Genomic DNA, 12824 nt, shown 5'->3' on the forward strand with positions numbered 1-12824 from the left:
TTATTTATTATTGTTAGGACGGTTATTGTCGTCCTGATCATTCATTTTGCCGAGGGAACCGCGCATTTGGGTATCCGCCTCGATATTTTTGATGTTCATGTAGTCCATCACACCGATTTGACCATTTCTGAGTGCCTCAGCCATCGCCATAGGCACCTGAGATTCAGCTTCCACAACAAGCGCCTTCATCTCAACTACACGCGCTTTCATCTCTTGCTCATGAGCGACAGCCATTGCTCTGCGTTCTTCTGCCTTAGCTTGTGCAATACGTTTATCCGCTTCTGCTTGTTCGGTTTGAAGATACGCACCGATGTTCTTGCCTACATCGATATCCGCAATATCAATAGAGAGGATCTCAAAAGCAGTACCTGAATCCAGACCTTTCGACAATACCGTCCGAGAAATCAAATCCGGGTTTTCCAAGACATCTTTATGTGAATCACTTGAACCTACTGTCGTTACAATCCCTTCACCAACACGGGCAATGATTGTTTCTTCACCCGCACCACCCACGAGACGGTCGATATTGGCACGTACAGTTACACGTGCTTTTACCTTGACTTCAATCCCGTTTTTAGCGACAGCCGCAACAACTGGTGTTTCAATTACACGAGGGTTAACGCTCATTTGTACCGCCTGAAGCACATCGCGTCCTGCAAGATCAATAGCCGCTGCGCGTGTAAATTCCAAAGGAATATCTGCACGTTGTGCTGCAATAAGCGCATTAACCACCCGGTCTACGTTACCACCTGCGAGATAGTGGCTCTCCAGTTGATTAATATTCAGTCCAAGACCTGCCTTAGTCGCTTTAATCATTGGATTAACGATTCGACTTGGCGTTACACGACGCAGTCTCATCGCTACTAGGGTAATAATACTAATCCTAACCCCTGACGCCAATGCAGAAATCCAGAGCATGACAGGGAAGAAGCTTAAAAAGACACTCAACAAAATGACTACGACTACCGCAATCAACAAAAAAGTAATTAAAGATGCTTCCATAACTTTACAACCTCCAGTAAATTATTGTGGAGCTACTATTCGCCATACCTTTTATCTTTTACCTTATTCCTTAATTTCCTTCACTACAATCCGTCCGCCCTCAACTTTTACAACAGAGATCGGTGCATTAACGCTAATAAAGCTGCCTTCAGTAACGACATCTACTCGCTCGCCGCCAATCATAGCCGTTCCGGATGGACGAAGTGGAGTAACACTGTTTCCTATAGCTCCAACTAAGCTTAACTTCTCTTCAACAGGTACAAATCCCTGATCTTTAGAGAGCGTATCCTTTAAAATAAACCTATTCCAAATTCCACGTTCTTTAAAGGCGACAGCCACAATCACAATGACTACTGTTGCAGCCGCGAATGCGATACCGAGACTAAACAATGCATGTGTGAAGCTGTATGCTGCGCGTACGACACCTGCCACAAGGCTCACGGAACCAAGTATCCCCAATATCCCAAAGCTCGGCACGAATAGCTCCAGCACAAGCATGACAAGTCCGATTATGAACAAAAGCCAAGTCTCTGATCCGGCAAACCCTGCTACAGAATTTCCGAAAAAATATAAAACAAAGGCTAATGTCCCAATAATCCCAGGTGCACCGAAGCCCGGAACGATCAACTCAATCACAATGCCTGTGATCCCGATGAATAGCAAAATCGTCATAATAATCGGATTCGTCAGAAATTGTGACATTTTCTCGGCACCCGTATGCTCCACACGAAAAATGTCATCTGTAGTATAACCTAACCAAGTAATCGCCTCTTCTGGAGTGGTTGTAATTTGATCAGCATAACCAGCTTTTAAAGCTTCGTCACTAGACAAAGCAATAATTTCGCCCTGCGCTTTAGATACGCCAAGATCTGGCTTATCCACAACCAAATTACTATCGACCATTCCCGCAGCAATATCAGGATCACGCTCATTCAGAGCAGCGGCTCCAATCATTTTTGATTTCCAGTAGGAGACCATCTTCGCGTCATCTACTTTCTGGCCGCTACTATCTACTAGAGATGCAGAACCGATCATGCTGCCCGGCTTCATGATGATTGCACCTGCGTTAAGTGCTATGTAACTGCCTGCGGAAGCGGCATCACCTTTAATAAAAGCAGCCGTAGGTATGTCACTATCTCTTACCATCGTCCCAATCTGTTCTGCTGAACTCACCAGTCCACCCGGTGTATCCACCTCCAGTACAATTAGAACCGCTCCATAATTAGCAGCTTCTGCAAACCCTCTTTCCAAAAAGCTTTGCAGACCTCTTTCAATTTTCTGATCAACCGGAATAATAAACACAGGGCCTTTCTTCATCTCACCATTCGCAGCCTTTGGTGCTTTTGGTACCGTTACATCAGCGCTGACGTTCGGGATAAACGGCGTTAAGAGCAATAGCAGTAAAACAACTGGAATGCTGGCTAACATAATTTTCCGTAATCTTTTCAATGTTTTTACCTCCCTTCTTCAACTTGACCCGGGACACATAAACTTTATTACGTTGTAAGCGTAATTACGTTTCAAAACAAAGAAAAGCACCCCTTTTACAAGGGGTGCTGGCGCTATATTATTGCAGAAATTGCTGAACCGCTTGGTTCACGAGTTTACCATCGGCGCGACCTTTGACCTTAGGCATCAGTGCGCTCATGACCTTACCCATTTCGCTTTTCGAAGAAGCACCGGTTTCCTGGATGGTCTGCTGTACAATTGCTTTAATTTCTTCTTCGGAAAGTTGCTCGGGAAGATACTTAATAATAATCTCGATTTCTGCCTTCGTACTCGCGGCAAGCTCGTCGCGACCCGCTGATTCAAATTCTTGGAGGGCATCTTTGCGCTGTTTGATTTCACGACTAAGGATATCAAGCACTTCGTTGTCGTCCAATGTTCTCTTCAAATCTATTTCAAGATACTTTATTGTAGAACGAACCATTCGAATCGTGGAGAGCGTGAACTTGTCCTTACTCTTCATCGCTTGCTTCATATCTTCGTTCAATCTCTCGCTAAGATTCATGCGTGGGTAATCCTCCTAAAACTTTCTCTTACGAGCAGCCTCAGACTTCAGCTTTTTCTTAACGCTTGGCTTTTCGTAATGTTTGCGTTTCTTCACCTCAGCCAAGACACCATCTTTTGCGATGGAACGTTTAAAGCGACGAAGTGCAGCATCAATTGTCTCGTTTTTGCGAACTTTCGTTTCAGACACAGTTTCCCCTCCCTCCGACCATACCGTCCAAGAGCATAACACGGTTTATCAAATTCCATTATAGGTCAAACGGAAATAGGGTGTCAACCTTCGTGTTATTCTTTTTTTCTGGCAAGTTCTTCAACATTTAATGATTGTACTATGCGTGAGAAGCTGAGTTTCCTGTAAGAGCTCCCAGCTTGGCCCCACCAAGCAAGTGATAATGAAGATGAGGCACAGCTTGTCCACTATCTGGACCACAATTATTGATCAAACGATAACCAGATTCGGCAATCCCAAGGTCGATAGCGATCTGTTGCGCTACACTGTGAATTTCTGCAATTAGCGGAAGATCCTCAGGTGTGACATCATTCATAGAAGCAATGAACTTCTTTGGAATGATCAACACATGCACCGGTGCAGCCGGCTCGATGTCGTAGAATGCAAGAATACGTTCGTTCTCAAATACTTTTTTGGAAGGAATAGTACCCTCAATAATTTTGCTAAACACGGTCTCCATAGAGTGCTTGCCTCCTAAAAATTGGTGAAATTTCACTTCATCATAAGATAATCATACAGGATAATCACCAATTACGAAAGACGCTAGAAGATTCAACATCCACACTCTAAAACTGTATCTATTACAGAATGAAATCCGTTTACAAATGAAGTTGAGCTATATATATACCCGTAGGGCCTAAAAAGGCAAAAAAAAGAGAAACACCCTTCACAGCTTATAAAGCTGATTCGGCGGCGGACGTATGAAAAGGAGTACATTCCCGGTCATACGTCCGCCGAGGTGTTTCGAAAGTAATGTCGGCTTAGCTGTATTATAACAGCGCGTTGATGCTGTATCTGTGATATCGATCACACAGTTTAAAATGCTTCACATTTTTTCCAAAAGGATACGCGATCCCCCTCCACCTTGTTCAGCAGGAACTACCACCAGCTTGCGCGGCAACCTTGCACGAAGCTCTGGAACGTGGCTGATAATACCGACAGACAGCTGGTCATTATGCAACCTTTCAAGTGAAGTAATCACTGTATCCAGCAGCTCTGGGTCGAGAGTACCAAACCCTTCATCTAGGAAGAAAAATTGCAACGGATATTGCCCACGCAGCTGGATCTGAGCTGAAAGAGCAAGTGCCAGCGAAAGGGATGTTAGGAAGGTCTCTCCACCAGACAGGGTTGAGACAGGTCTTCTCACCCCGCCGTTCCCGTCATCACGGATCACAAAGCCGCCACCCGAATCAACCTCCAATGCATAACGCTGCTTACTCAGGAATCGAAGCCGCTGGGAAGCGGACTGACACACCTGCATCAATTGTTCCTCAGCAATGTACTCAACAAAGGCGTTCCCACGTAAGACCGTCTGTAGTTTGGAGAGTTGATCTTGCATAGAAGCGTGCTCAATCCGCTTAGCTTCGAGCTCCATCCAGCGAATATGTCGATGCCGCAGGTCCTCCAGATCACGCTCTGCACGTGCTCTTGCCTGAAGAGATACTTCATCCTCAGCCTTGCTTTCTCTTAAGATCCCCTGACTTTCTTGCCATTCTTCTTCACTTAAGCTGGCTCCGTCAAGCTTCTCTTCAATATTACGCAGTTGCAACGAGACCTCAGCTTCTTCGGCACGATGAGCACGTACGCGGGAATAAGCCATTTCCCTTGCTTCGGATGTGAGCGCTGCTCCTTCAACCTCGGTGGCTGAACTAAACGGTGAAGAAGCCAAGCTTTGTTCCCAATGACTGGTAGCTGCTACGTAATGTTCACGCGCAGATTCCGCAGCCTGGCGAGTAATCGCTGCTTCCTTAACCTCATGCTGAGCCTTCTCCGCCGCTGCGAGATGTGACTGCTTGCTTGTCTCCAGAGCAGTTAACAATTCCTGCAGACGTCCTTCACATTCCGCTAGAAGAGGAGCAGCAGCACGACCATTCGTCCACTCCAGTAGACGCTGTTCTTTTTCACGCTGCAATTCTTCCTTGCCTTCGATCTGTGTGATCCACTGAGCCAGCTCTTTATCCAGCCCCGTTATGGTTTCTTGAAGGTTCTGCACTGAAGCACTTTTCTCCTCCAGAAACTTGACACTGATATCAAGTCGAGATCTAATTTCTTCAGCTTGTGCATCCTTAGCTAACAGATCACGGTAAGCTTGTTCCACTTCTCCAGGTGCCATATCCGGGAACTGCTGTGTCCAGTTCTGCCGTAGAGCCGTTAGCTGGGCGCTGAGTTCCTCAGCTTTGGCAGCAATTCCTTCTACCCAGCTCCGTTCACCTGCGACAGCTGCCGCTTCTTTGAGGCAGAGCTGCTGGACCTCCTGCATCGATTGCTGCCACTGTACCGCAGTTCGGCGTACTTCACCTGACTGTCCTTTTAATCCCAAATGTGCAGCTTCAAGTTCTGCCAAGGCTTTTTCATCTGGAATGATTAAATCGGTGGAAGTAACTGCACTACTTACTTCTGAACCTGCAGCTGCAGGGTGATTTGCCGCTTCGATGACTTCATTTCCAAATACCTGCTCCAGCCATACTTGATCCTGTTCGCGAAGACCACGGAACAGATGACGAGCTTCCAAAGCCCGTCTAGACAATGTTCGAACTTGCTGAAGCTTCATTTCCAGTTCTTGCTGCTCTAAGCTATCCTGCAATAATGCAGGTGCAGGATGATGCTCGCTGCCGCATACAGGGCAGGGTTGTCCTTCTTCCAGCTCCTTAGCTAGTGCTAACGACAATCTGTGAAGCTCTTGATCCTTCATAGCCGCTTCCAAAGAGCTGACATGTTGCTCCAGACGCTCCGCTGTGGTACGCGCAGCTTCTTCTGTCGCCAGCAGCTTCTCTTGATGCAGCGCCGCCTCGCGGATCAGTTGCCCGCGAGCAGCTTCCTGCAGCTCGCGACGGCCCTCGGCCTCCGCGAGTCTCGCCTGCGCAGCCGCGAGTGCAGCGGCACGCTCGCGGCGCTCCTTCTCCGCCTTATCCCACTGGGATTCGGCGGAATGCAGCCCTTGCAGTCTCTGCATCGCTTCTTGCAGAGACTGCCGCTCCTGGGAGCGGACACCGAGCGGCTGCAAGCTCTGCTGCAGCTCTTGCTGGCGCTTTTGGCCCTTGGCCAAAAGCTCACGCTCCCGGGCCATGCCCTCCCGCAGCTCCGCTAGCTTGCGGGAGGCCTCTTCGCGGCGCTCGCGCAGAGCCGCGAGTTCGCGCCGCAGGCCGCCGAGCTCGGACTCGAGCTCGAGCGCGCGGCGGTAGGTGCCGGCCCCCTCCCGGAGGGCCGGCTCTTCCGCCGCAAGCGCGGCCTGCGCAGCAGCCGCGACGGCAGCGGCACGCGCCGCCTCCTGCTCGGCGGCGGCGGCCAGCACCTCTTGGCCCTCCGCGCGGGCCAATCGGCTCTTAAAGGCTTCTTCCGCGCTGCGCCATGCTTTCAGCGCGGGAAGCCTTGCCTCGGCCTCGTCAGCTTGGCCGAGCTTCTGTTCAAGGAGGAGGATCTCCTCCTCCTTGGCGAGCAGCCCCTGCCGCTGTAACTCGCGGCGGGTCCGTTCCTCTTGGAGCTCGCGTATACGCGCGAAACGCTCCGAGACCTGCAGCGCCGCCTCCAGCTTTCGGCGGCATTCCGCAGCATAAAGGGTGGCCTGCTCGAGGCGCTCCGCCGCTGCCTCTACATCTCCTTTGCCTGCACTGCCAAGACCCTGCTGCTCAGCGATAAGCGCGCGAAGCGCAGCCTCATTCTCCTTCACCCGGCGGCTAAGCTTGATCGCAAGCTGATCGCCATACTGTTCCAGGTGGAACAGGCGCTGCAGCATTTGCCGGCGATCTACGCCACGAAGCGATAAGAATTCGGCAAATTTCCCCTGCGGCAATACAACCGCTCGCGTGAAGTCATCCATTTTTAGACCGATATGCTCCTCCACACAGCGCGTAACATCTGCGAGCTTATCCGCCATAACATTATCACCGTCAGGTGTGATTTCAATGAAACGGCTAATCGTGTTGCTGACAGTTTGTTCACCAGTCCGCTTGAACTTCCTTTCAACACGATAACGATGTGCCCCCGCGGAAGAAGTGAGCTCAAAGGTAAACGCCACGCTGAGTGAATCTTCAGAGTGGTTCATAATCCCCTGTGTTCCATTAACAGCACGTTCCACTTTCCCGTACATCGCCAAAGTAATAGCATCCAGCAAGCTAGACTTGCCGCTGCCCGTAGGTCCAAAAATCCCAAACAGTCCCGTCTCACACAGACTTTCAAAATCTATTTCTTGCATTTCTCTATAACTCTGTAATCCTGCTACTTTTAATAGAATAGGTTTCACCTTAGTTCTCCTCTCCTTCCTCTGGCTGACGCCGTTCTTCTTCGGTTAGCTGTAAGAACAGCTCTATTAGCTTATCTTCCGGTTCCGCTCCACCTGTCTGACGCTGATAGAATTTACGGAACAATTCTTGCACCGGCATTCGTGAACGGGCAGTTTGTTCGAGCTCCATCTCCATTTGCGGGTAGATGGGACGAATATGAATGATCCCCTCGCGTGATTTGCGCAGGCGCTGAATATCATTCATCGACATGGCTTCACTAAGCCGAATCTCCAAATCTATAAAAGCAGAAGCATCTCTACCTTCATCCAGCCAGTTATATACCTCCTGCAATCCACCTGTGGAGCTCCATCTTACAAGCGGACGCCCACAGCGAAGATAGATTTCTTCAAAGGTTGGCTCACCACCCGGCGCAACATCAATCAGCGTCACCGATTTAGCCTGTCCTGCTTCAGAAAAACTGTATGCCAGCGGAGATCCGCTGTAACGGATCATTCCTTCCCCTTTGACACGTTGTGCGCGATGAAGATGACCTAGTGCAGTATATTGCGCTCCACAAGCCAAAGCAGAAGGATCAACGGTATACGCTCCGCCCACTTGAATTGGACGTTCCGAATCACTTTCCACACCACCAAGCACATAAATATGGCTCATCGCCAAATTTACAGTCTGCGGCGTGAATTCCCGTCCCAACAGCTGCATGAGCTTGCCTACCCGTGCGCTATAAGCCAGTCGAAGCTCCTCTTCTCCGCTATCTCCTGCAAGCAGTTCACCGAGACGCGCCTCGGAGGGATAAGGAAGAGCTGCGATTTTGGCGATCTCACCCGTGCGTGCAGCATGAACAGTCACTGGCTCTGAGGTAGGAAGCCCCACTAATGTAATCCCCTGCCTTAATACAAGCGGTGAAACTGAAGATACGCGCTCCGGTTGATCATGGTTTCCGGCAATCACAACAAGGGGCCTGCCCCCTGCAGTCAGCCTTGCGGCAGCCTCATAGAATAGTTGTTCTGAAGCCGCTGGTGGATTAACGGAATCGTACACATCTCCCGCCATCATTATCAAATCCACTTTATGAAAATCGGCGATCTCCACCAATTCATCTATGAACTGCTCTTGCTCCTTCTGCCGGCTTCTTCCTTCCAGCGTTCGGCCGAGGTGCCAATCTCCCGTATGCAATATCCGCATCTTCGTCCTCTTTCCCCGCTCCTACGCGGTAATGAATAGATTTATAATTTCACAGCATGTCCGCCGTCAAAAAAGTACAGCCAAATCTCGCTGATCGGTTCTCCCAAAATATCATGTAATGCCTTGCTGTATAACTCTAGCTGAAAACGATATTTTTCCTTAAGCGCTTCTAACCCACCCTGATGTTCTAAAACAGAGTCCGTCTTATAGTCTAACAGAATAATCCGGTCCTCTTCGCGGAACAGACAGTCAATGACCCCTTGGATCAGCACTCCTTCACTAAAGCCTTCATTATTATTTCCATGGCTTAGCTCTGTGACGGCTTTATTCATATAATCGAGCCCTCCATAAGCCTCGCCTGCGGGAAGCATATAACTGAACGGCATTTCTCTAAGCTTCCAAGAAGAATCTATTAATCTACGACCAAGCTCATTCGTATAAAAAGTCTCTATCTGATCGGAGGATACCGCCTCCACCTGCTCAGCAGTTAGAATAGCTAATCTCTGCAAACGGGCTAATGTTTCTTCCACAACTTTAGGATCAACAGAACCCTCCAGCGGAATATGCTGCATAACCGTATGGTAGGCTGTCCCGCGCTCCGCTGGGGTTAGACTGCGCTTTTCCATAAATTTCGGACGCCGCAAGTGCAGACTGTCTGCTCCTGCCACATCTGTACGTTTATTGTTTTCTGTTGAGGTGACAGGATATCCACCTTCCTCTAGAAGATCATAAGAAGGCTGGTCCTGCATCGACAACAAAGATTTTAACTCTGTAACAGAGGTTTTGGCCGGAATACCAGAGGCAGCCGCAAACGGATAGGGCCATTCTAGTCTTCTAGCAATTTCATCGCTATTCACTGATCCATTGACACTTACAGATTCACCTTTTTGCAGCGCCTTGAGTACAGATTGACGTTCTTCTGCTTTGTCCTCTGAGTCATCCGAAGGAAGGAACGCCCCGGAATTCAGTTCGGAAGCATTCTGCACACTGATGCTCCAGTTCGAGACATCGCAGTGCAGCACTGTCGAGACTGTGCCTTCAGAGCCGCCTAGCTTCCGAAGAATAGCCGCCGCCGGATGCCGGATCAATGCCGGTCCAACCCAGTCCAGATAGCTGCGACCCCGGGCTAGTAAATGATCAGCAAGCAGTAGCTCATCCCGATTCTGCACACTGCTCCAGCTAGCAATTTTCCGTGGTAAATCTCTTACGGTACCGACTAGAATCATCTTATCTCTCGGACGAGTTAAAGCTACATATAATACCCGCATTTCCTCAGCCAATAATTCAAGTCGTGTACGACGATTAATAGCCAAATAAGGAAGCGTAGGGTAGCTGACCCGTGTTTCCCGCTCCACAAAACGTGGCCCAAAGCCAAGCTCCTTGTGCATCAGGAAAGGAGAATGCAAATCCTGCCGATTAAACTGCTTGGCCATACCCGCTATAAAAACAACAGGAAACTCTAAGCCTTTGGATTTATGGATAGTCATAATTCTGACCCCATTGCCCTCTTCGCCGCCACCACCAGCTACACCAAGATCTCCGCCATTCTCACGAAGCCGTGAAATGAACACCAGAAAACGGAACAACCCACGCGCCGCAGTATCATTCTCAAATTGAACAGCCCGATCATACAGAGCTTTAAGATTGTTCTGTCGCTGTGAGCCTCCAGGCAAGCCTCCAACCCATTCCAGATAGCCGCTCTCACCATAAATACGCCAGATCAGCTCACTGAGACTGCCTTGTCTAGCTGCATCTCTCCAGCTTTCAAGCCGTTCTAGAAAATTCTTAAGCTTTTGCTTCAGCTTTAGGCTGATTTGCGGTAAAGCTCCACTTCCAGATTCCACCTCATTAATGATTTCATCATTATTATCTGAGGTAACTTTCTCTTCCGCTGCACTTGCTGTTTCTATCACATGAGCCGAGAAAAGATCGTATTCTTCCTCAGCTTCGTTTGCATCTTGCATGTTCGCTGCCATTTGTACAGCACGATAGAAAGAACCATGGCTGTACATCCGAACTTTAGCCAGTTCCTCTTCAGTTAAACCAACAACAGGTGAACGAAGCACACCAGCGAGTGGAATATCCTGCTGAGGATTATCGACTATTTTTAAGAGTGAGAGTGCAATTTCTACTTCTGTAGCTTCAAAATAGCCTTTATTCAGATCTCCGTAAGCAGGGATTCCCTCCATCCGAAGCTCTTCAATAATTAAAGGGGTCCATATTCTCGCCGAACGAAGCAAAATCACGATATCACCATAAATCACTGGGCGCATAATCTTAAGCCCTTTATCATAAATCAGCAGCGGAGATCCGCCATTCAGGCCAGTCATCTGTGAAATGCGGCGAGCAATCGCCCGTGCTTCCAGTTGCGCAGTCTCACTTTCAATAGCTTCGCTTTCCTGAAGTGGAGTCTCACCGTCCTCAGTCTCTTCTACTTTACCTGCTGCCGCTCCGCGATCGATCAATAATAGCTCTGGTGCAAAAAAAGTATCTGGCCCCTTCTCTGCTGCACCCGGGAAATTCGCTCCATACACAAGCTCAGCACGTTCGTCATAATTAATCTCCGCCACTGTCTCGTTCATAATCTGCCGAAAAATCATATTTACGGCATTTACAACCTCCATACGACTACGGAAATTACGGGCTAGATCGATAACCGAACCGCCGGACGATTCATTAGGCTTCTCAGATAACTCGCTTAACTCGGATTCGCCAACTGTATTACTGCCACCTCCGGCATTCTTAGAGCCAAAGCTACGGTATTTATCCAGGAACAGCCCCGGCTCTGCCAGACGGAACCGATAAATACTTTGCTTCATATCTCCGACCATAAATCGGTTACCAGGTGTTTCGCGGGAGATAAGCCGCACAATCTCTTCTTGCACACTATTCGTATCCTGATATTCATCTAACAGAACCTCATCGAATTGGGCACGGTACTCCATCGCTGCATCAGAAGGCAGGGAATGGCCTGGTAGAGAATCATGATGGCGCAAAATTTGCAGACAATAATGCTCCAAATCACTAAAGTCGACGAGACCCCGTCCTGCTTTTTCGATTCGATAACGTTCACCGAACGCTATCACCGTCTCAGCAAGCTCTGCCATAAGAGGAGCCGCTTCGTTCAGTTCTCTCAAAAAAACATCTGCAGGACGGCCAAACAATGCCTTCTGAAGATCTAAAATACTCTTCTTCACACTATCGCGCAGTTCTTTAACCATTTCCTGCAGTCCAGGATCTGTCGAATCCTTCTTACAAGCTTTCAATTTTCCAAAGTATACTTCCATGAAAATATCATATAATTCTGCCCATGGCCGTTCATTCACAGCCTCCTGCAATGCATTTACCATCTCAAGGTCAGTCGTCAAATTCTCGGCATAAGGCGCCGGGCCACCCGGCTGTAGCGCGATCTCCCGGCCTTGGATAAGCTGACTGGCTGCACCCGCAAGGGTCAGCTTCGCTTCTTCAAGAATACTTAGCACCCAAGGAGTTCGACCTAAGCTATCTGTGTCTGGTAATGAGAAATCAGCTGCGGTATCACGAAGCCACTGCTCTGGCCAAGGATGGCTGCGGGCATAATCATGCAGTCGCTGTATTAGCGCATGTACCGCATCATCGCTGCGTTCACCACTGAACCAGTCAGCAAGCTGTACAAATACACTATCCGCGCCATCTTCACCTACTTCACCGTATTTTTCCTCCAGCAGCTCTTGAAGCAGCTCCTGCCGCATCATCTCTGCTTCATGTTCGTTCAGGATACGGAAACCAGGATCTATAGGAATAATCTGATAATAACGCCGGATCACTTCCAGACAGAAGGAGTGTAGTGTTGTAATCGAGGCTTTCCCGAGCAACGACAGCTGACGGCGTAAATGGTCATTCTCTCCATTCTCCTCAAGCTCCCGATCTAGTGCTTCCCTAATCCGCTGGCGCATCTCGGCAGCAGCAGCTTTGGTAAACGTAGCTACTAGCAATCTATCTACGCTAAAGCCATTCTCTTCCTTGCTGATTTTGCGAATAATCCGTTCTACAAGTACCGCTGTCTTACCGGAACCTGCCGCCGCGGCAACGAGGATATCATCACCGCTCTCAGCGATGGCGCGCCACTGGTCATCACTCCATATGCTTCCTTCCGGTTTCGCTTCTATTTCAGACTTCAT

8 protein-coding genes are annotated in these 12824 nt (G+C 48.9%); all 8 read right to left on the minus strand.

Going from position 1 to position 12824, the window contains the following annotated elements; genetic code table 11:
- Nucleotides 1–1002 carry a flotillin-like protein FloA gene (floA, locus tag H70737_RS22750; RefSeq protein ID WP_042190951.1) on the minus strand — a complete coding sequence of 334 codons (1002 nt, stop codon included), beginning with the start codon at nt 1000–1002 and terminating at the stop codon, nt 1–3.
- Nucleotides 1003–1065: 63 nt separating this feature from the next.
- The gene (locus H70737_RS22755; protein WP_042194375.1) at nt 1066–2430 is read right to left on the minus strand and encodes an NfeD family protein; all 1365 of its coding nucleotides are present in this window, start codon (nt 2428–2430) and stop codon (nt 1066–1068) included.
- A 139-nt stretch (nt 2431–2569) separates the two neighbouring features.
- Complete coding sequence (locus H70737_RS22760) at nt 2570–3013, minus strand: GatB/YqeY domain-containing protein (protein ID WP_042190953.1); 444 nt, start codon at nt 3011–3013, stop codon at nt 2570–2572.
- Between the two features lie 15 nt (nt 3014–3028).
- Nucleotides 3029–3202, minus strand: a complete 174-nt coding sequence (gene rpsU, locus H70737_RS22765; RefSeq protein WP_036657994.1) for a 30S ribosomal protein S21 — start codon at nt 3200–3202, stop codon at nt 3029–3031.
- Between the two features lie 139 nt (nt 3203–3341).
- Nucleotides 3342–3701 (minus strand): histidine triad nucleotide-binding protein, encoded by a 360-nt coding sequence (locus tag H70737_RS22770; RefSeq protein ID WP_042130338.1) that lies wholly within the window; start codon nt 3699–3701, stop codon nt 3342–3344.
- A 366-nt stretch (nt 3702–4067) separates the two neighbouring features.
- A complete protein-coding gene (locus H70737_RS22775; RefSeq protein ID WP_042190955.1) occupies nt 4068–7481 on the minus strand; it encodes an AAA family ATPase in 3414 nt (1137 codons plus the stop codon).
- Nucleotide 7482: 1 nt separating this feature from the next.
- Nucleotides 7483–8664: an exonuclease SbcCD subunit D gene (locus H70737_RS22780; protein WP_042190957.1), complete on the minus strand. Its 1182-nt coding sequence runs from the start codon at nt 8662–8664 to the stop codon at nt 7483–7485.
- 41 nt (nt 8665–8705) lie between these two features.
- The gene (addA, locus tag H70737_RS22785) at nt 8706–12824 is read right to left on the minus strand and encodes a helicase-exonuclease AddAB subunit AddA (protein ID WP_042194376.1); all 4119 of its coding nucleotides are present in this window, start codon (nt 12822–12824) and stop codon (nt 8706–8708) included.

This window comes from Paenibacillus sp. FSL H7-0737, assembly GCF_000758545.1.
Taxonomy (GTDB): domain Bacteria; phylum Bacillota; class Bacilli; order Paenibacillales; family Paenibacillaceae; genus Paenibacillus_AQ.